This is a genomic window from Flavobacterium sp., from assembly GCF_025352015.1.
GTDB lineage: Bacteria > Bacteroidota > Bacteroidia > Flavobacteriales > Flavobacteriaceae > Flavobacterium.
Window position 1 is genome coordinate 21,851 of record NZ_JANXUG010000109.1, and the last position, 22,029, is coordinate 43,879.

Sequence of the window (22,029 nt, forward strand, 5' to 3'; positions counted from 1 at the left end):
CGGATAATTTTTTAAATATTTTAGACTCTGTGAATCTTGACTTTTTCTGTATTAATCTCTGTGTAATAAATCCAAAAGTTTGCGACCTTTGCGCTCTAATTTACCATAATGCTAAAAACAAGAATTGCCATAACTTCTATCGCTTCATTTTCTTCTTTAGGAAAAACTGCTGACGAAGTTTGGTGTGAATATTTAAGCCCGAAATCCTTAATCGTTGAAAGAAAAATTGGCGATACCACTTTTTTAGTTGCTCCTTTATCTAATGATTTAGCACAAGAAGTTCAAGCCATACGAAACTCGGATACCAAATATAAACCGTTGGACAATTCTGTTCTTTATGCCATTTTAGCATCAAGAGAAGCGGTAAAAAATGCAGGATGGAACGACTCAAAATTTGGAATAAATATAGGTTCCTCTCGTGGTGCTACTCAATTATTTGAAAAGCATTATCGCGAATTTTTAGCATCAGGAAAAGTTGCCACACTCACCTCTCCTACCACCACATTAGGAAATATTTCTACTTGGGTTGCCCATGATTTAAAATCAAATGGACCTCAATTATCACATTCAATAACGTGTTCTACCGCACTTCATGCTTTATTAAACGGCATTGCGTGGTTGCAAGCAGGAATGTCCGATAAATTCTTGGTTGGCGGAAGCGAAGCGCCCTTAACGGCTTTTACCATTGCCCAAATGCAAGCTTTAAAAATTTATGCTAAAACAAATGCTGTATTTCCTTGTCGCGCTTTAGATCTGAATAAAAACAAAAACACTATGGTGTTGGGTGAAGGCGCCGCAATGGCGTGTTTGGAACTTGGCGAAAACCAAAACGCTTTGGCTTACATTACCGGATTTGGGCATGCAACGGACGATTTGCAACACAGTATTTCTATAACAGACGAGGCAGAATGTTTTCAGAAATCAATGAAGATGGCATTGGGAGAATTAAATCCATTTGATGTAGATGCTGTTGTAATGCATGCACCGGGAACTATAAAAGGAGACTTGTCTGAATACAAAGCTATACTAAAAGTTTTTGGGAAAAATCTTCCGATGCTGACCACCAACAAATGGAAAATTGGGCACACTTTTGGAGCTTCTGGAATGCTCAATATAGAACTTGCCCTATTAATGATAAGCCATCAAGAGTTTATTGGCGTTCCTTTTGTAACAGAACAAAATCCTAGAAAAGTTATTAGAAATATACTGATAAATGCAGTTGGTTTTGGCGGTAATGCCGTGAGTATACTGCTGTCTAAATAGTTCTTTCTACGCACTTTTCGGTTCCTGGCACGCGATACATAATTTACTTTTCAATGCTGATTTCTTGCCACTTTTCATAAATTAAATTACTTTCCCAGCCTTTGCGCAAGAGATAATCGCAAAATTTTTTTTTCTTTTTTAGTACATTGCTTTCTCTAATGGTTTCCCAATGTCTTTTGGCTAAATAATCAAAGTTTTCTTGATACTCCTCTTCCAAAATTTCGGTTAACGCATATTTAATATTGGATGCCGAGATATGGCGTAGTTTGAGTTCGTTTACAATTCTGATTTTTCCCCACTTTTTTATGCAATGTTTTCCTCGAGCAAAACTTCGGGCAAAACGTTCCTCATTCAAGAAATTATTTTGCAATAAATGCACTATAGCTGTATCAACTTCATTGGGTTTTAACCCCAATTCATAGCTTTTTTGTACTACTTCTTGATGACATCGTTCTTGATAAGAACAGTAGTATTCTAATTTAAGCTGAGCTTGAATTACCGTTAATTTATTGTTCATTTTTTTGGTTAAAATCTTTAATCAAAGTTATAAATTACAAAGGATTTTTTTAAATGATTAAATTAATTAAGATTATACCCATGAAGCGCAGGGGTTTAAAACCCTTCAAATATATAAATCCGTAAATAAAATCACCTTATTAGCTTATGACAACAAAAATATGCACAAAAAGACACATTTTATTAATAACTTCTTAATCTAACTATCTTGTATTATAGTAATTTAGCTGTAATTTTACAAACCCACAATTTACCTGATTTGTCTTAATCTTTTTTTGTACACAAAAAATAAGTGCTTAATTCTATGGAAATTAATAAGATATATTATTATTATGAAATATAAAAAATTACTTTCTGTTTTTGTTGTACTAATAATACAATACATATCGTGTTATGGACAAGTTAGTTTAACTAATGTAAGCCCATCCAGCACGATTGACTTTTCAGCTTCGATGCAAGCTACTGTTGGAAATGGGGCATATACAGCTGCAGGTTTTCAAGCTGTTCCAGCTGTAGGGCAATTAAACTCAAATGCATGGGCAGTTAATGGCTGGAGCGATGGTAATTTGGCTTTTGGAGGAACTCGAATTACAGCTTCAACTGATTATACCAGAGGACTGACTGCTTTAGCAGTTGGGATAGGTGGCTTTTATTCTTTTACTGGTGCACCAGGGTCAGCCGTCAATCCTTGTTTTATGATTCAACCAGGAACAAGTGATCTTACTCCAGGATATATGACATTAAAAATTCAAAATAATGGGACCACTACTATTACTGATTTGGCTATTTCTTATAATCTTTACATAAGAAATGACCAAGGGCGTTCCAATAGTTTTAATTTTTCTTATTCTCCAGATGATTTAACTTATACACCAGTTGCAGCATTGGATTACACCTCTATTGCTGTTGCAGATGGATTAGGTTGGGTTCAAGTAGGATCATCACCATCAAGATCTACAGCAATTTCAGGATTAAGTATCGCCCCTAGTGGTTTCTTTTATATTAGATGGTCTACAAATGATATTGGAGGGTCGGGAAGTAGAGATGAATTTGGGTTGGACGACATCACGATTACAGCGGTGCCATTATATACTGCTGTTGCCAATGGAGACTGGTCAACACCCGCTACGTGGGACAAGGGTGCTGTTCCTCCTGCAAATAGCAATGTATTAATACCATCGCCCTACACTGTTTTTTTAACAGGCAATGTGACAAGGAACTCTTTAACTACAACTACAGTAGCTATTGGTGGCACTCTTGCAACTGCAAACAGTGGCGTAGCCAATGCGAATGTCTACACTAATAATGGCACAACCAATATTAATGGAACTTTTAGACTAGAAGAAAATAGTACCGTAGCGGGAACTGGTACTTTTGTTTATGGAGCATCAGGGACTTTAAATTTCGCAAATACTGCAGCAAATACTCCTACAGGAAAATCAGTTGCAACTACAGATATTTATTGGCCAACGGCAAGCGGGCCATTTAATGTAAATGTTATTGGTGATGTAACGATGAACGCTAGCAGAACAATTGCAGGAGTTTTGACAACCGCGACAAAAGCATCAGCAGGGATAACAACTGCCAGTGGTTTTAACCTTACTATCAATGGCACTTTACAAATCAATAATGGAGGTGCTATCACCGGTATTAACGCTTCTGCACCAATTTATGGCTCTAACTCACTTTTGCTTTACAATACTGCTGCTATAACATCTAGGTCTGTAGAATGGGTTTTTACTGGTGTTGGAACAATAGGTAGTTCTGCGGGTTATCCCAATAATGTGCAAATAAGCAGCAATACTACTTTAAATTATAACAGCAATGTTGCGGCACGCGCTATTGATAAAAATCTAACAATAGATAATGGCTCTACGCTTGATTTATCAACTGTTACCACTTCAAATTTAACAGTGGGCAATACGCTTGCCAATAGCGGTACAGTTACCTTATCAAGTTCTGGTACTACTGGAGGCAATTTATTATTAGGAGGCAACTTTAGTAACACGGCTACAGGTATTTTCACTGGCGGAAACAGATCAATTTATTTCAGTAAAACAGGAACTCAAACGGTACAGAATTTATCAGCATCCCCGTTAGTATTCCCTTATGTTTTAACTTCTGGTTCAGGAACTACAATTCAATTGTTAAATAACTTAACCATAACCTCACCAAGCGCAGCTGTTAATGGCGGAGTAGCACTTACTATGGCAAACGCATCAGATGTTTTTGACCTCAACGGAAATACTTTAACTATTGGAACTGCTGGAGTTGCTAATACAATTTCAAATGCAGGAAGTTTTAAAGGAAGTACTACCTCGAACTTAACATTGTTAGGAACTGGAAGTATTGGTAGCTTAAAATTTGCTTCCAATACAAACCTTGGCACATTTACTATTGACAGGTCTGCTGCTGCTATTGGTTGTGCGATGGGTTCAGCCTTAACCGTTAATACCAGTTTAGTTTTAACCAATGGGTTGATTGATTTAGTAGCTAACACCATGACCTTGGCATCTACTTGCAGCAACAGTTTTACCGCATCATCCAACAGCTATGTTATTGCCGACGCAACAGTTTCTGGTGGAGTATTAAGTAAAGTGGTAACTGCGACAGGAACTGCTTATGTTTTTCCGGTTGGACTTGGAGGGTATTCACCAGCCACGGTAAACTTTAGCGCTGGAACATTTTCCGCGGCTACGTTTGGAATGGCAGTAAAAAACACTGTTAATCCAAATTGGAATTTTGCTACAACAGCGTATTTGAATCGCTATTGGTCTATAACAACTTCAGGATTAACAACGCCAACTTATGATTTTTCTGCCACCTTTCCCGCTGCCGATGTAGTAGGAGGAATCTCAACTTATTTTAAATCTAATCAATGGGATGGTTCTATTTCTGATTGGACTAATGGTGGTACTACTATTGGAGCAACGTCATTAGTAAAAACGGGATGTACCGTAAATAATGTATCGCCAATCGCAAACCATATTTCTGCAGCCATTCGTGACCAAGAAATAGATATAAGAGGTGGTGGAAATGTTATTGTAAGTGGTGCAACCACCACAAATGGTTTAAACAGAACAGCTTTTGGCACACAAACTATTGGTACACCTACTTCAAAAACCTATACTATATTTAATGTTGGCGGTTTAAATTTAACCATCGGTGCAATAACAATTGCTGGCGCGAATCCTGGTGATTTTGTAGTAACCCTCCCGCCAGCATCTCCTGTAACTGCTGAATCAAGCACAACCTTTACGATTACGTTCACACCAAGTTATGCTGGGTATAGAACAGCCACTGTAAGCATTGCCAATAATGACGGTAATGAAAACCCTTATACATTTGTGGTTGACGGAACGGGAGATTGTTCTCCGGTACCAAGCAATACTATTACGCCTACCTCTGGTCCAGTAGGTACCGAAGTAACTATCACAGCTACTGCCAATACCTTATATAATGCTACGGCAAGCATTAATGGTGTGTCTGCAACTATTTCAAATTATTCACCCGCAATGGCTACTGCTACTGTAATCAAAGCAATTATTCCTGCCACAGCAGTTTCGGGAACTTTAATCACTACTAATAATCTTGGTTGTCAGGGATCTAATGTCTTTACCGTATTAGACAATATTGCTACCTCTTGTCAAGGTGGCTCGACTGCAAGCGAATTGTTTATGAGTGAGGTTACCGACTCGAATTACGGCGCGCTTACCTATATCGAGATTTATAACGGTACTACTGCGGCTAAAAACTTAAGTACTTATTCTATAAAAGTTGCCAATAATGGGGGAGTTTATACTTTGGCTATGACCTTGAACAATGTAGTTCTGCCAATAGGAAGTACTTATGTTGTGGCTCTAGGGAATGACAGTTTCTGTGCAAATCCAGGCGGAAATGGTTCTTACGCAGCACAAACCAGCGCAGCAAGCTCGATTAATTTTGCTGTTGGCGGACATGACCATTATGCATTATTTAATGGCGTATTACAAATAGATAGTTGGGGCGTTTTTGGTAGCAATAACTGGGCTCCAGCATTTATCGGAACAGAAGGAGCAACATTCAGAAGAAAGAATACAGCCACTTTACCAAGTACTATCTACTCTAATGCTGATTGGAATATTATTGACTTTTTAGGAACAGGACCTGCGTATTGTGCTAATAATGATTATTCAGATATAGGTATTTACAATTTTAGAGCAGGAATTCCGCCAACGGTGAGCCCGCTAACATATACGCCTACTTGCAAAGCAACAACTTTAACAGTTACTGGCACAGAAGGGTTTGTGGGAGGTAATCCTTTGGTATATACTTGGTATGCGGTTCAAAATGGTTCTAATACTTGGAATTTAATTTCCGATGGAGGTGTCTATTCAGGAGCTACCACCAATGCTTTAACTATTTCTAATATTGCTACACTGCTTAATTATCAATTTTATTGTCAAGTAAGAGAAAACACTGCAACCTGCTACATAGCCAGTAATGCAGTTAAAATTACCTCATCTATAAGTACCACATGGCAGGCTGGAAACACTTGGTCTAATTTGGTTCCAACCCTAAACACAGCGGTTATTATTAATAATGATTATGATACTGCAAATGGTTTTTCCCCTAGCTTTGATGCTTGTAGTTTAACGATCAATAGCGGAAAAACAGTAACCATCAGGGCCAATGACTATGTCAACATTCAGAATGATTTGACCGTAACAGGAAACCTAAACATTGAAAATAACGGGTCTTTAGTTATGATTGATGACAATGGAGTTGTGACGAATACCGGTACTACTCAAGTTAAAAGAACCGCCGCCGGAATAAAAGGCTATGACTATGTTTATTGGTCATCACCAGTTACAGGACAATTTGTAGATACTATATACTCTAGTCCAGCTCCTGGCCCAATTTATAAATGGAATCCTTTGGCTCCCAATATTAATAGCCCTACAAGTTCGGGAACTTGGCAACCTGCAACGGGAATAATGGCTGCTGGAACTGGTTATATTGTTCGAGGTTCGAGCACCTTTACTATGGCTGCATCCCCTATTCCTAGCATTTTTACTGGTGCTGTCAATAGCGGAATTGTCCCTGCTACCATTAGCAGAGGTTCTTACACGGGAGCTAATTATGCTGGAGCCAATACTGTAACTGTTACAAAATTTGATGACAATTGGAATTTAGTGGGAAACCCATATCCCTCGTCTATAAAAGCTTTAGACTTTTTGACTTTTAATACCAATATACAAGGTTTTGTTTATTTATGGACTCATGGCACAGCACCTGTTTCTACAACTAATTCGTTTTATAATTCGTTTGCTTACAATTATACCACCAATGATTATATAGCTTATAATGGAACTGGTACAACAAGCGGTCCTGCGGGTTTTAATGGTTATATTGCTTCAGGACAAGGATTTTTAGTGTCGATGAATGATGGCCCCGGATCTCCCGATCCTACTGCAACTCAAAATGTGAATTTTAAAAACAGCATGCGTAATAAAACTTATGCTAACAGTCAGTTTTACAGAACTTCGCAAGTTACAGACGAAAAGCATAGAATTTGGTTAGATATACTCGATGCAAGCAATCAAACGGTAAGAACACTCGTAGGATATGTGTCCGAAGCTACTTTAGGACTCGACAGATTGTACGATGCGTATAAAAATACTGCAAATGGATTAAATATTTATTCTCTTGCCCAAAATGAAACACTTACCATACAAGGAAGACCAGTGCCATTTGACAGTGATGATCAAGTTCCGATTGGTGTTCGCATCATGCAGAATGGAGAATATAAAATAGCCATTGCTGCAGTTGATGGTTTGTTTTCTCAAATAACTCAAAACATTTATTTAGAAGACAAATTATTAGGAGTCATTTATGACTTAAGACAGAACCCCTATATTTTTAATGCAACAGCAGGCATCATAAACGATCGATTTGTATTAAGATATAACAGAAGCACATTAAAAAATCCTGATTTTGAAGTAGTGGATAATAATGTAATTTTAACCTCTAATCATGGTCAAATTACTATTAAATCTTATATCAAATTGCTTGAAAATGTAACTGTATTTGATATTTTAGGAAGACAATTGTTTGAAGCCAAATCAATTGGCAGCAATGACTTTAAAATTTCTAATATTACTAATAGTCAACAAGCTTTGATTGTGAAAATCAAATTGGAAAACGGACTAATCGTCACTAGAAAGATTATTCTTTAGATTTTAGAACTAAAAAAAAAGGCTGATAATTCAGCCTTTTTTTGCTTCATTTAGTAAAATAGTACTCCCTATTTTCCTTTTGTTGATGCCTCTAAATTTCTTTCTATACTATGGCTTGGCCTTGTCCATTTTGGTTTTTCTCCTAATGATTGATATTCCGAATCTTTAGCTTCAACTGTTGTGGGCTGCATTACTTTTATAAATGGTTTTTGAGCGACCAATCCAAGCGTTTGAAACATCTTCATATCTTCGTTTACATCAGGATTTGGCGTCGTTAATAATTTATCGCCAGCAAAAATAGAATTGGCGCCAGCAAAAAAGCACATCGCTTGACCTTCTAGAGACATATTTGTTCGTCCGGCCGAAAGTCGAACTTGCGTTTTGGGCATAACAATTCTGGTTGTGGCAACCATCCGAATCATTTCCCAAATTTCGATAGGTTTTTCATTTTCCATAGGAGTGCCTTCAACAGCGACTAAAGCATTTATTGGTACTGATTCTGGTTGCGGTTTTAAAGTAGAAAGTGCCACTAGCATTCCTGCTCTGTCTTCAATACTTTCGCCCATTCCAATAATTCCACCACTGCAAACTGTTACATTGGTTTTTCGAACATTTTGTATAGTATTTAAGCGATCTTCAAAACCACGAGTCGAAATGACTTCTTTATAATATTCTTCGGAGGTATCTAGGTTGTGGTTGTAGGCATATAATCCAGCTTCGGCTAATCGTTTGGCTTGATTTTCGGTTAACATACCCAAAGTACAGCAAACTTCCATATCCAGTTTGTTTATGGTTCTTACCATTTCTAAAACTTGATCAAAATCTTCGCCATCTTTTACATTACGCCAAGCTGCACCCATACAAACTCTAGAAGAACCGTTAGATTTTGCTCGCAAAGCTTGTGCTTTCACTTGACTAACGGTCATTAAATCGTTACCTTCAACATTAGTATGATAACGAGCGGCTTGCGGACAATACCCGCAATCTTCTGGACATCCCCCTGTTTTTATTGATAATAATGTAGAAACTTGAACTACGTTTGGATCGTGTTGTTCTCTATGAATTGTTGCTGCTTCATAAAGCAAATCCATCATAGGTTTGTTATAAATAGCAATTATTTCTTCCTTGGTCCAATTATGTTTTGTGATACTCATAGGTACAATTTTATAGTGAACCAAAAGTAGTTAAATTGTATGTAAGTTACAATTTTGTGAACCTTTAATGAAACTTTTATAAATCGGCAGTAGATGTTTTTATTCTCCAATATTGCATGCTTACAAAAACTACAATTAAAGCCGATGCTAAGCCTTCAAATAAAACTCCTATGCAGTATTGATTAGCTGTAGGTTTACCGCCAAATAAAAAATCTTTTGATAGTGTGTCAAGGTAACTATCGCCGCCTCTCAAATAAATGTAAAAAAGCAAACCCCCTACGCTCAATACAACTCCTAAAATTGCGGTTATTCCTGCCGAAAGCAAGTTAGAAACATAACCTGATTTTCCCGATGCAAAATTGGCTTGTAAAGTTCTGTTAACACCATAAAAAACAAATAGCGTGTTCAACATTTTTAAAAAAAGTAAGTGTGATAATCCGAAAAATTCAATGATTAAAAAATAAATGCCAATACCAACAAAAATTATAATCCCGTTTGAAAGTTCTTTTGCTATTTTCATCTTAAAAAAAATTTGGTGATTATTTAACGAATAGTACCAAATTTAAGAAAATATCTTCGATAAATAAATCATTTTAGAAAAAAAATGAAAATTCATTATTAACAAATTGATAAATAAAAAAATAATTATTTCAGTAATCGAATGTAGTCATGAGAGGTGATTTTATCCAAAGATAATTGATTTTTCAACGCCTCCACAGATTCAAATTTTTGTTCAAAACGAATTCGCTTCAGCAAGCAAACTGTAATTTCTATAGTGTACAAATCTTTATCGAAATCAAAAAAATTAATTTCAATAGTTTGAGTTGTTCCATCCACGGTGGGTCTCGTTCCGATATTCATCATGCCATAAACAATTGTATTTTCAAAAATGCTTTTAACTATGTAAACTCCGTTTAAAGGAATAAGTTTGTAGCTTTCTTGTATTGTAATATTTGCAGTCGGAAAATTTATAGTTCGCCCTAATTGTTTCCCTTTGGAAACGATGCCCGTTAAAGAATAATCATATCCTAAGTAATTAGACGCTAATTCAACATCTCCCTCTAGAAGTGCGTTTCTAATTTTAGTAGAACTAATAGAAACAGCATTTATTTCCTGTACCGAGATTTGTTCGACTTCAAAGCCATAAATTTCTCCAAAAGAAATTAAATCATCAATGTTGGCGGTTCTATTTCTTCCGAAGCGATGATCGTGACCGATAATTATTTTCCTGATTTTAAACACGTCGACCAAAACATTCTTGACAAATTGTTCAGCAGTTAAACGTGAAAAATCTTTGTCAAAGGGATGAATTATCAAGTTATCAATGCCTAAATTATTTAAAAGTTGCTTTTTTTCGTCTAACGTGTTTAACTGTTTCATTTCAGTGCCTTCTTGCAACACGATTCTGGGATGCGGGAAAAAAGTAAGCACCAAACTTTCGCACTTTAATTCTTGCGCGCTAGTTGTAATTTGATGTAATATTTTTTGATGTCCAAGATGCACGCCATCAAATGTACCAATGGTTACCACGGTTTGATTGTGGGAAGAGAATGACGGTATGGAATGGAAAATTTTCAAAGATGTGTAAAATGTATATCGCAAAAATATGTTTTACATATTGAAAATAATAATTTTTACGATTTAAATTCGGTGATGTAAAAAGTTGTCTTTAGTAACTTATTTTAGTAGTAACCTGCGGGACTTCATTTATTTTAAATTGCAAATCAAAGTGAGTTTCTTTTTTGCATGCATTTACATGCAATTTTCCTTCATTAACTTTATATAATCCTGTTTTACCTCGGCAAAAGCAATACCTTCCAAAAAGCATTTTGGTCTTTTGCAATTCTTTATTAGTGTAGTTTTGTTCTAACGTGTCAGCAGGAATTTCAAAAAGAATTTCTTCTCTGTAACCACCGTCATAAGCTGCTTGTTCTTGATTTATGGCATATACATACTGTACAACATTTGTCGAATCGCTGGGAAGCATGGTGTAAGACAAGAAACCATTGGCGTTCATTACCTGGAGCTTTTTGTTTTTAAAAAAATGTAATTTCTTGGAGCCATTGGGCAAAGAATCTACTTTCAAAAGTGTTTTTTCTTGGCTTACCATTGTAGCCGTTTTACAAAAAGATAAACCTAAAAACAAGCAACATAATACGGAGATTTTAAAAAAGCGCATGTTTATGTATTTAAAAAGTTATAACAAATATAGGAAAAGACCATGCCACTTTTTAATTATGTAATATATCTTATAAATAAAAAATTACAAAAATGGTTCTTGAGCTCGAAGAAAAACCGCTACTATGTCAAAATTAAGTAGTTATTATTTAATATTTCTACTAATGATTTGCAGATTATTTAAACATAACTATCTTTACATACTTATAACAAACCAACAATACCATGAAAAAAAATTTACTTGTAGTTGTTTTTATCCTTTCGGCTTCATTTTCATTTGCACAAAACAGTGTTTGGAAGCTTTGGGATTCCCGAAAAACTATTAATTCAGAAAAAATAAGACAAACTCCTTATTCTGAAAATCAAAGATTAATTGAGTTCAACGCAACCCAATTCAGTCAAAAACTTGTCAACGTTGCTCAAAAATCATCTGGAAAAGCGGGAATTGAAATTCAGTTGCCGAACGTAACTGGACAATTAGAAAAATTTCTAGTTTGGGAATCTTCAAACTTTGAACCTGCGTTGCAAGCTCAATTTCCTGAAATTAGAGCTTATATTGGAAAAGGAATTACAGATCCTTCAGCGATTTTAAATTTCAGTGTGGATCCAAAAGGCATTCAGACTATGATTTTTAGATCTAAAACAGGAACAGAATTTATAGAACCTTATACTAAAGATGCATCAGTTTATATTGTTTTTGATTCTGCAACAAGATTCAGAGGTCAATTACCTTTTACTTGCAGTACTGAAGACTTTTCTATAGGTCAAACTTTATCTCATAAACTTGTAAACAGCATGCAATCTAGCGCTCAATCATACAAAACGATGCGACTGGCTTTATCTTGTACTGGTGAATATGGCGTGTATCATGGAGGCACCGTAAGTGGTGCGTTAGCGGCTATGAATGCCACGATGACTAGATGTAACGGTGTTTTTGAAAAAGATTTAGCCATTAAATTATTAATCATTGCCAATGATAATTTAGTAATATACACTAACGCATCGACCGATCCTTATTCGCCTTCGGCTAATATGGCAAACTGGAATGGGGAATTACAAGCAACTTTAACGAGCGTAATTGGTGCCGCAAATTATGATATTGGACATTTATTTGGAGCTACTGGTGGCGGAGGAAATGCGGGTTGTATTGGGTGTGTCTGCGTTAATGCTTCAAAAGGAAGCGGTATTACCTCACCCGCGGATGGCATACCTCAAGGAGATAATTTTGATATAGATTATGTTGCTCATGAAATGGGACATCAAATGGGAGGAAATCATACATTTGCTTATGGTGGAGTTAACGGCACAGAAGACAATGCTGTAAACGTTGAACCAGGTTCCGGAACAACAATTATGAGTTACGCAGGTATTGGAGGCAACGGCACCGATATACAAGCGCATTCTGATGATTATTTTGCCTATAAAAGTATTGCACAAATACAATCAAACATGGCAACCAAAACATGTCCTATAAGTACAAATATATCTGTTACCAATCCAAAACCAGGAGTGGCGGTACAAGGTTCAGCTTACACAATCCCTGTTAGTACTGCGTTCAAATTAACAGGAACAGGAACAGGAACTTCGGGTGAAGTATTAACCTATTGTTGGGAAGAAAATGATGATGCTACGATAATAAGTCCAGCAGCTAGTATTCCTTCTCCAACAAAAACTGACGGCCCAAACTGGAGATCTCGTCCACCAAGTACCTCTCCGGTTAGATACATGCCCCCATTTGCAGACGTTTTAAACGGAAATTTAGCCCCAGCTTGGGAAACCACTTCTTCTATAGCACGAACTTTGAGCTTTGTATTGACTGTAAGGGATAACGTACTCGGAGGAGGACAAACCAATAGTGCCCTTACTAATGTTACTGTAGTAGATGGCGGAGGTGCATTTGCAATCTCAAACCCAGCTACAGATAATGTTTCATGGAATACAGGCTCTACCCAAACAATAACATGGAATGTTGCTGGTACAACTGCCAATGGAATTAATACTTCTAATGTAAACATACTTTTCTCTACAGATGGCGGTGCTACATTTCCAACGGTATTAGCTTCTAATACAGCGAATGATGGTACAGAAACGGTAACGTTACCTACCTTTCCATCGCCTTCTTGTCGAATTCTTATTGAGGCCGTTGGGAATATATTCTATGCTGTTTCTAAAAATATTGGTTTAGGATATACTTTTAATTCTACATGTACAACGTATTCAAACAATACGCCTTTACCAGTTCCAGATGGGGCTGGAGCAAATATTCCTGGCGCTGAAGTTTCAAAAACGATATCAGTTCCCGCTTCAGGTACAATTTCTGATGTAAATGTTACTCTTGTAGGAGTACATCCCTACAATTGGGACTTAATTACAACCTTGGTGCATCCAGATGGAACAGAAACAAAACTTTTGAATAGAAATTGTAATCAAGCTTCGACAGGATTTAATATTTTATTTAATGATGGATCTCCAGCCATTGTATGTGCTTCTTTTTTAAGCGGTACCTATGCGCCAAACCAAGCATTAGCAGCATTTAATGGTAAAGACATGAACGGAACTTGGACCTTAAAAGCTACCGATAATTATAACGGTGATACGGGAACAATTAACAATTGGTCAATTGAAATTTGTGGACTCACAGCCTCTTTATCGACTCCTTCCGATCAACTCGCTGATTTCTCGGTTTATCCTAATCCAAGCAACGGAAGTTTTAATATACAGTTTAGTAATCCAATTTCAAACGAAATTAAAGTGAGTGTTTTTGACATAAGAGGAAGATCATTATTTGAAAACACATATTCTAGCCAAGCCACTTTCAACGAAAATATTCAATTGAGTAATGTTCAAACAGGAATATACTTGTTGACCGTTACGGATGGTAATAGAAAAGTTGTAAAACGAATTGCCATTGAATAGTCAATTGAAAGATAAGTAGTTAAAAAAAGGGAAGTCTATTATTAGATTTCCTTTTTTTTATGTTAAAAATTATATTATGCCAAACATTTGTTTAAATTTGAGCTAGCTAAAATTTAATACTCCAAAAAAATGAAATTAAAATTACTTTTTGTACTGCTTGCTATTCAAGTTAGTTTTGCACAACATAGAACATGTGGAATGCAACAACAATTGCAGGCCATAATGAATGATCCTATTAAAAGACAAGTTTATTTAGACCAGCAAAATAAGTTTGACGTTGAACTGCAAAAAATACAATCCAACGCTTTTAGAAATGCGAATATTGTGATTATAATTCCTGTTGCAGTTCACTTTCCTGCTGTTGCAACAACTTCTACGATAAAAGCTTGTTTTAGAGCATTGGCACAATCACAAATTAATGTTTTAAATGCTGATTATAATGGCGCAAATGCTGATATCTCTAATTGGGCCTCTGTAAGTGCGAATTATCCTGATACTAATACTGGAAATTTACAAGTACAGTTTGTATTAGCCACACAAAATCATCCAGCTGGTTCTGGCATAGCCGAAGGAACTGTGGCAGTAACCTTTGGAACTGATTTCTTGGGCACAAACGATACCGATAGTACGTGGTCTGGTTATTTGAATTTAGTATGCAGAAATGCAGGAAGTGGGATTTTAGGTTATTCTCCTCTTGGCGGCTCGCCTACAGCAGGTAATTGTGTGGTAATAAGTAAAGCTTCTTTCGGTTCAGGAAGTGGTTGCACAGGATATGTTCCCACAGCTCCTTATAATTTAGGACGAACTTTAACGCATGAACTGGGTCATTACTTCAATTTAGATCACCCTTTTGTTAGTTGTGATGGCGCCGATTGTAATACATCCGGAGACAGAGTTTGCGACACACCTTCTTGTAATCAACCACGATACGATTGCAATGCAGCAGATAATCCTCCAACTCCAGGTGGTGGAAATCCACCTTTAACTACTTGCGGTTTCCTGCAGTTAACGATGAATTATATGGATTATGCAGAGGATTCTTGTATGTACATGTTTACCGCTGGTCAAGCGACCAGAATGCAGGCGTGGTATAATTCTATAGCAGGTCAATTTAAAACGAACGTTTTAGCTAACGAAGAATTTTTACAAAATCAATTCAGCTTGTACCCAAATCCTACTAAAGGTAGTTTTACAATTGCGTTTAAAGATAGTTTAAACAGTTATTCTGTTGAAGTATTTGATGTTACTGGTAAAACAATTTATGAAAATAATTTTGCTCAATCCTCAAATTTAGTGCAAACTATCAACCTTGATCAGGCTAATAGTGGTGTTTATTTTGTGAATATTAAAAGTGACAAAGGTCTTGTAACAAAAAAATTAGTGATTCAATAATTTTAAAAATAATATCATAAAAGTCTCGATTCTAACTATAGAAATTCGGGACTTTTTTATTTTCCGTTAAAAGTATTCATCGTTTCATTTAATCCTTCCAGAGCAAAGGATTCTATAATGGCTTTAGCTACTGAAAAACGCTCCATAAGTTTTACTTTTTCATCATCTTTCCATTCGCCAAGTACATAATCTACTTGTTGTCCTTTTTTAAATTCATCGCTTATCCCAAAACGAAATCGTGGGTATTCAGCAGTATTCAAAAAGAGTTGAATGTTTTTTAATCCGTTGTGACCACCATCAGTTCCTTTGGCTTTTATTCTTATCGTGCAAAAAGATAAATTCAAATCATCCGTGATTACTAAAATATTTTCTATTGCAATATTTTCTTTTTCCATCCAATATTTTACTGCCTTTCCGCTCAAATTCATATACGTATTAGGTTTCAGCAAAATAAGTTTTTTCCCTTTTACGGTGTAGTTTGTAACAGCACCATGTTTCGCGGTTTCAAAAGATAAACTTTCCTTTTGAGCAAAATAATCCAATATTTTGAAGCCAATGTTGTGGCGCGTATTAGCATATTCGGCTCCTATATTTCCAAGACCAACAATTAGGTATTTTTTCATTCCCGCAGCGCTTTCCGTAGTTTTGTTTATAATAAATAATTTGGACAATCAGTTCATGATGCAAAAGTAAACTAATTTGAAAATGAGATAATGAGATAATTTAAAATTTTTAATCCTTCAGCAATTCCTCAATTAATTTCAAAAAAAAACACCAGCGCGAACTGATGTTTTTAGGTAATAAAAAAAAGAATTAATTATTTTTTCTTTTTTGCTCCACCTTTTTCTGCTTTTGCCGCTTCTTGCGCAGCTTTCATAGCCGCACGTGAAATCTTAACTTGTGCAACAACAGTATTGTCTGGATGCATTAATTTGAAGTTTTTTGCTTCTAATTTTGTAACATATAATTTGTTACCCATTTGTAATTCATCAATGTTGGCTTCAATAAAATCAGGCAAGTTTTTTGGTAATGCTTTGACTTTTAATCTACGTTGATTTAAATTCAAAACACCACCTAAAAGTACCCCAGGAGAAGTTCCTGTTACTTTTACTGGCACTTCCATGATTATCTCCTTATCATCACTCAATTGGAAAAAATCAATATGATTAATTCTGTCTGAAACTGGATGAAATTGAATGTCTTGCAAAATAGCATTGGTAGTTTTCCCATCCAAATCTATCACAACTGTGTGTGCGTTTGGAGTGTAAACCAAGCTTTTGAATGCTTTTTCTTCTGCTGCAAAATGTACTGGTTGACTTCCTCCGTAAATAACGCAAGGAACCATTCCAGCATTACGTACCGCTTTAGTTGCAACTTTGCCTACGCTTTCTCTTTGTGATCCTTTAATTGTAATCGATTTCATTGTAAAAATATATAGTTAATAAAAAATTAGTTGTTGGTTGTTAGTCGTCAGTTGTTTTCTCTCAACTGGAAACTCTCAACTTTTACATCAGGAATTTCCCGCTGATGGAATTGTTGTGCTGAACCATATTCATTACTTCTGCAAAAAGAGGCGCACAACTCACCACTCTTATTTTATTTGATTCTCTTTTTAACGGAATTGAATCGGTAACAATTAATTCCAATAATTTAGATTTCTCTAATTTTTCATAAGCATCACCCGAAAGTATCGCATGCGTACAAATTGCTCTCACGCTCAATGCTCCTTTTTCAATCATTAAATCAGCCGCTTTGGCCAATGTTCCTCCAGTATCAACCATGTCATCAACCAGAATTACGTTTCGCCCTTTCACTTCACCAATCAATTCCATGGTGTCAATTGTATTAGCAGCTTTTCTTTGTTTGTAGCAAATTACAACATCCGATTCTAAAAATTTAGAATAAGCATACGCTCTTTTTGAACCACCCATATCTGGCGATGCGATTGTTAAATTGTCTAACTGGAGGCTCTTAACATAGGGCAAAAAAATAGTCGATGCAAATAAATGATCGACCGGCATTTCGAAAAACCCCTGAATTTGATCGGCGTGTAAATCCATCGTCATAATTCTGGTAGCTCCCGCAGTTTCCAATAATTTTGCTATCAGTTTTGCTCCAATCGGAACTCTTGGTTTGTCTTTTCTGTCCTGTCTTGCATAACCAAAATATGGAATTACGGGAGTAATGTGTCTGGCCGATGCTCTTTTTGCAGCATCAATCATTAACAAAAGTTCCATTAAATTGTCGGCACTAGGAAATGTGGAGCAAACAATAAAAACACGTAATCCTCTTATTGATTCTTCAAAAGAAGGTTGAAATTCACCATCACTAAATTTTGAGAACGTAACTTTACCCAGCGGAACACCATAGTTTTTGGCTATTTGTTCCGCAAGATTGACGCTTTGCGAACATGCAAATATCTTTGCTTCTGGTTCAAATTGCGACATTGTAATTTGTTGTTTTGTAGTTAGTTAGTTGTGCTTCGTTTTACCGAGGTGCAAATTTAGAAATTAAATCCAACTCTGAAAGGATATTTTAGAGTATTTTTTTAGAAAATGTTATTTTATTTTTTACATTTGCTACGTGTTTTAAGATAAGCAGTGCCTATGTTGTTTATTTTTTGCGATAAGCCAACTGTTGTTGGTTTTGTCTGTCAAGCCCAGATGGCGATAACTTTAATTAATTTTTCTAAAAATTAGACAAAAGGAAAGTCATTCATTACTGCCCGGATGGCGGAATTGGTAGACGCGCTGGTCTCAAACACCTGTGGGAAACCGTGCCGGTTCGACTCCGGCTCCGGGTACAAAAAGCTCTTCAATAGAAGAGTTTTTTTATGGGCTGAAGTCAAACTTTTTTATTTAATCCCGTTCCGGATACTTTAAAAACCTCTCCATAAATGAGAGGCTTTTTTGTTTTAGATTTTCTGTGAAATTTGTTTAACTTTGAAATATGATAAAGAGAGTAGTATTTTGTTGTCTAGTATTATTTGTTTTCATTTCCTGTTCAAAGGAAAATTCTGTACCTATTGAATCAAGTCAAGAACTTTTTATTAAGGGAGCGGATATGTCTTTTTTACCTTTGATTGAAGGCGAAGGAACAAAATATTATAATGCAAATAATCAAATCGAAGATGCATTAATTACCCTCAAAAATGCAGGCTGTAATACGATTAGAATTAGACTTTGGAAAAATTCTCCACAAAACCTTTCAACTATAAATGAGGTGAAATTGTTAGCACAACGCGTAAGGAGCGCTGGTATGAAAGTGTGGTTGTGTGTTCATTATTCAGATACTTGGGCAGATCCCAGTGCACAAACAATTCCAGCGGAATGGGCAAGTCTATCCTATAGTGATTTTAAGGTTGCTTTTATTAATTACACTTCAACTGTAGTAAATCAAATTAAACCTGATATTATTCAAATTGGCAATGAAATAAATAATGGTTTTATGTGGCCAAGAGCAGATTTAAGTTCTAATGAAACCGATTTTTTAGCACTACTTTCAGCTGCAAGTAATACAATTAGATCACAATCGCCAAACACAAAAATATTGCTTCATTATGCAGGCATCGGCAATGATGCAAGTTTGTTTTTCAACAAAGTTGCGGCTATCGATTATGATTATATTGGATTATCATATTATCCTATTTGGCACGGTAAAAACCTTGAAGAAGTTAAATCAATTATCAACACATTGGGGCAAGCATATAATAAAAAAGTTATTATTGCCGAAACCGCTTATCCATTTACGCTAAATTTTGAGGATTTGACTGCAAATGTTTTAGGTTCAAACGATCAAATCATACCGTTGTATAGCGCTACTCCTCTTGGACAAAAAGCCTATTTACTTGCTTTAAAATCAAAGATAAAAGAAACACAAATGGGGTTTGGATTTTGTTATTGGGGTACTGAATGGGTAGCGTTTAGAGGTACTCAATCAACAAATGGTTCACCATGGGAAAATCAGTCACTTTGGGATTTTAACAACAAAGTATTACCAGCTATAGCAGTTTTTTCAGAATAATAATTTTGTAAAGTCTTAAAGTCCATGAATCAATTTAGCAATTGAAAAGTAAATCATTATACCAAAAACATTATTAGTTGTAATAATAAATGACCCTGTAGCAATGACTGGATTAATTTTGTTTTTGTGAAGAAATAACGAGACAGATTATTTAGGACTAGTTAGAACTATAACAATTTCCCAGAAAGAAATAGTGCCGAAATAGAAAAGTAAATTATTAGTCCTGTTACATCAACTAAAGTTGCAACAAACGGAGCCGATGCAGTAGCGGGATCTAAACCTATTCTTCGTAAAATAAAAGGAATTAAAGAACCCGTTAATGTTCCCCACAATACTATTGCAACCAAGGAACAGGAAACGCTCATTGCAATCCAAACCCAGTAAATACCGTAATCATAAATGCCCGTTTTTTGCCAAACCATGATTCGTATAAACCCGATGATTCCGAGAAATGAACCCAGTAAAAGCCCTGAAAAAATCTCTTTTTTCATTACATACCACCAATCAGACAATTGCAATTCCTTAAGTGCCATGGCACGAATAATTAGAGATGCTGCTTGAGAACCTGAATTTCCGCCACTCGAGATAATTAAAGGAACAAATAAAGCTAAAACGATAGCTTTAGAAATTTCAACATCGTAATAACCCATCGCCGAAGCGGTTAACATTTCTCCTAAAAAAAGAATGATTAACCATGTAGCTCGTTTTCGAACCAATTCAAAAAGTGTTGTTTTGGTATACGATAAATCCAAACCTTCAGTCCCCCCAAATTTTTGAATATCTTCTGTATCTCGTTGTTCAATTACATCTAAAATATCATCAATAGTTACTCTACCTACAAGCCTTCCTAATTCATCTACCACAGGTATCGCTTCCAAATCGTATTTTTGCATGATGCGAGCTACTTCTACATCTTCATCATCGACTTTTACAAAGTTTAATTTTCTGATATAAACTTCACTAATTGGTGTCTTGGTAGAAGTTGTCAATAAATCTTTTAGCGACAAACGCCCCAGCAATCTGTTTTCATCATCTACTACATAAATCGAATGTACTCTAGAGATATTAGCTGCTTGAATTCGCATTTCTTTTACACAAGTGAGAACGTTCCAGTTTTCATTTACTTTAACTAACTCTTTGTGCATGATTCCACCGGCAGTATCTTCATCATAACGCAACAAATCAACAATATCCTTCGCATGTTCAACATCTTCAAGCTCTGATATTACTTCTTGTTTTCTGGATTTGGATAGTTCTGCAATAATATCAGCAGCATCATTAGTTTCTAACTCGTCTAATTCTTCTGCTATTTCTTTTGGGGATAATTTGCTTAAAATTTTATCTCGAAGATTTTCATCTATTTCTAATAAAATTTCAGCTGTTTTTTCACTATCAAGAAGTTTGAAAATATAGGAAGCTTCATTAAAGTCTAAACCCTCAAGGATTTCAGCAATATCAGCATGATGAAAATCATTCAATAATATTTCAATCTGTAGATCGTTTTTATTATGAATAAGTTCTTCAATTTGCTCTAAAAGTTCTTTGCTGATTTTAAACTGCATTGGCTTCTATTTTTTGAGTAAGCTCAATGAATTGTTCTACAGAGAGCTGCTCTGGTCTGAGGTCAAAGATAGTATCTTCTTTTAAATTATCTGATAAACCAAATGATTTTAAACTGTTTCTTAAGGTTTTACGACGCTGTTGAAACCCTGTTTTTACAACACTGAAAAACATTTTTTCGCTACAAGGCAAATGAAAATCAACTTTTCTACGCAAACGCAAAACGCCCGATTTTATTTTCGGTGGCGGATTAAAAACCTCCGGATTCACTGTAAATAAATATTCTGCTTCATAAAAAGCTTGTACTAAAACCGATAAAATTCCGTAAACTTTACTGCCTTTTTTGGAACAAATTCTTTCGGCCACTTCTTTTTGGAACATGCCCGAAAATTCGGGGACTTGTTCGCGTAATTCTAAACATCGAAATACAATTTGGGTTGAAATATTATAAGGGAAATTGCCAATAATCGCAAAAGGTTTTCCATTAAAAACCTCGTTGATGTTGAATTTCAAAAAATCTTTTGAAATAATTTTACCTTGCAGTTTTGGGTAATGTGTATCTAAATAGGACACCGAATCCTTATCGATTTCAATAACGTATGTTGTGATAGATTTTTCTAGGAGATATTTGGTCAAAACTCCCATTCCTGGACCAATTTCCAAAACATTGTCGTAACCTTCATAACTTAATGAGTCAGCAATAGTTGAAGCAATAGTTTCATCGGTTAAAAAATGTTGTCCGAGGTGTTTTTTGGCTTTTACTTGGTTCATGGTTTTGGCTTCTGGGTTTGTAATTCGGGGTTTGTAAT

At 35.7% G+C, this 22,029-nt stretch carries 15 protein-coding genes and 1 tRNA gene; 6 read left to right on the forward strand and 10 right to left on the reverse strand.

Annotated elements, in window-relative coordinates:
- The first annotated feature begins 108 nt into the window (after positions 1–108).
- Positions 109–1,263: a beta-ketoacyl synthase N-terminal-like domain-containing protein gene (locus Q0Q96_RS10980; RefSeq protein WP_293875312.1), complete on the forward strand. Its 1,155-nt coding sequence runs from the start codon at positions 109–111 to the stop codon at positions 1,261–1,263.
- Between the two features lie 43 nt (positions 1,264–1,306).
- On the opposite strand, the gene Q0Q96_RS10985 is transcribed toward Q0Q96_RS10980, so the two are convergent.
- On the reverse strand, positions 1,307–1,780 hold the full coding sequence (locus tag Q0Q96_RS10985; RefSeq protein WP_293875314.1) for a regulatory protein RecX: 474 nt from the start codon (positions 1,778–1,780) through the stop codon (positions 1,307–1,309).
- A 331-nt stretch (positions 1,781–2,111) separates the two neighbouring features.
- On the opposite strand from Q0Q96_RS10985, the gene Q0Q96_RS10990 reads away from it, so the two are divergent.
- The gene (locus Q0Q96_RS10990; RefSeq protein WP_293875316.1) at positions 2,112–7,997 is read left to right on the forward strand and encodes a choice-of-anchor D domain-containing protein; all 5,886 of its coding nucleotides are present in this window, start codon (positions 2,112–2,114) and stop codon (positions 7,995–7,997) included.
- Between the two features lie 68 nt (positions 7,998–8,065).
- On the opposite strand, the gene bioB is transcribed toward Q0Q96_RS10990, so the two are convergent.
- From bioB to Q0Q96_RS11010, 4 genes are all read right to left on the reverse strand, one after another.
- Positions 8,066–9,151: a biotin synthase BioB gene (bioB, locus tag Q0Q96_RS10995; protein ID WP_293875318.1), complete on the reverse strand. Its 1,086-nt coding sequence runs from the start codon at positions 9,149–9,151 to the stop codon at positions 8,066–8,068.
- 76 nt (positions 9,152–9,227) lie between these two features.
- Positions 9,228–9,671 (reverse strand): hypothetical protein, encoded by a 444-nt coding sequence (locus Q0Q96_RS11000; RefSeq protein WP_293875320.1) that lies wholly within the window; start codon positions 9,669–9,671, stop codon positions 9,228–9,230.
- A gap of 125 nt (positions 9,672–9,796) precedes the next feature.
- The gene (locus Q0Q96_RS11005; protein ID WP_293875322.1) at positions 9,797–10,729 is read right to left on the reverse strand and encodes a bifunctional riboflavin kinase/FAD synthetase; all 933 of its coding nucleotides are present in this window, start codon (positions 10,727–10,729) and stop codon (positions 9,797–9,799) included.
- A 91-nt stretch (positions 10,730–10,820) separates the two neighbouring features.
- A complete protein-coding gene (locus Q0Q96_RS11010) occupies positions 10,821–11,261 on the reverse strand; it encodes a hypothetical protein (RefSeq protein WP_293875324.1) in 441 nt (146 codons plus the stop codon).
- Positions 11,262–11,554: 293 nt separating this feature from the next.
- Here Q0Q96_RS11010 and Q0Q96_RS11015 point away from each other — a divergent pair, with 293 nt between their 5' ends.
- Both Q0Q96_RS11015 and Q0Q96_RS11020 read left to right on the forward strand, forming a co-directional pair.
- Positions 11,555–14,245 carry a reprolysin-like metallopeptidase gene (locus tag Q0Q96_RS11015; protein ID WP_293875326.1) on the forward strand — a complete coding sequence of 897 codons (2,691 nt, stop codon included), beginning with the start codon at positions 11,555–11,557 and terminating at the stop codon, positions 14,243–14,245.
- A gap of 129 nt (positions 14,246–14,374) precedes the next feature.
- On the forward strand, positions 14,375–15,637 hold the full coding sequence (locus Q0Q96_RS11020; RefSeq protein WP_293875328.1) for a zinc-dependent metalloprotease: 1,263 nt from the start codon (positions 14,375–14,377) through the stop codon (positions 15,635–15,637).
- A 56-nt stretch (positions 15,638–15,693) separates the two neighbouring features.
- Here Q0Q96_RS11020 and pth read toward each other — a convergent pair whose 3' ends face one another.
- From pth to Q0Q96_RS11035, 3 genes are all read right to left on the reverse strand, one after another.
- The gene (gene pth / locus Q0Q96_RS11025; protein WP_293875330.1) at positions 15,694–16,260 is read right to left on the reverse strand and encodes an aminoacyl-tRNA hydrolase; all 567 of its coding nucleotides are present in this window, start codon (positions 16,258–16,260) and stop codon (positions 15,694–15,696) included.
- 194 nt (positions 16,261–16,454) lie between these two features.
- A complete protein-coding gene (locus Q0Q96_RS11030; protein ID WP_293875332.1) occupies positions 16,455–17,060 on the reverse strand; it encodes a 50S ribosomal protein L25/general stress protein Ctc in 606 nt (201 codons plus the stop codon).
- Positions 17,061–17,142: 82 nt separating this feature from the next.
- The gene (locus tag Q0Q96_RS11035) at positions 17,143–18,084 is read right to left on the reverse strand and encodes a ribose-phosphate pyrophosphokinase (RefSeq protein WP_293875334.1); all 942 of its coding nucleotides are present in this window, start codon (positions 18,082–18,084) and stop codon (positions 17,143–17,145) included.
- Positions 18,085–18,360: 276 nt separating this feature from the next.
- Between Q0Q96_RS11035 and Q0Q96_RS11040 the strand changes: the two genes are divergently transcribed.
- Positions 18,361–18,440 (forward strand) — tRNA-Leu (locus Q0Q96_RS11040).
- Between the two features lie 146 nt (positions 18,441–18,586).
- Positions 18,587–19,660 (forward strand): glycosyl hydrolase 53 family protein, encoded by a 1,074-nt coding sequence (locus Q0Q96_RS11045; protein ID WP_293875336.1) that lies wholly within the window; start codon positions 18,587–18,589, stop codon positions 19,658–19,660.
- 167 nt (positions 19,661–19,827) lie between these two features.
- On the opposite strand, the gene mgtE is transcribed toward Q0Q96_RS11045, so the two are convergent.
- On the reverse strand, positions 19,828–21,222 hold the full coding sequence (gene mgtE, locus Q0Q96_RS11050; protein ID WP_293875338.1) for a magnesium transporter: 1,395 nt from the start codon (positions 21,220–21,222) through the stop codon (positions 19,828–19,830).
- Positions 21,212–21,991, reverse strand: a complete 780-nt coding sequence (rsmA, locus tag Q0Q96_RS11055) for a 16S rRNA (adenine(1518)-N(6)/adenine(1519)-N(6))-dimethyltransferase RsmA (protein ID WP_293875340.1) — start codon at positions 21,989–21,991, stop codon at positions 21,212–21,214. The genes mgtE and rsmA overlap by 11 nt, the downstream gene beginning before the upstream one ends.
- Positions 21,992–22,029 lie beyond the last annotated feature (38 nt).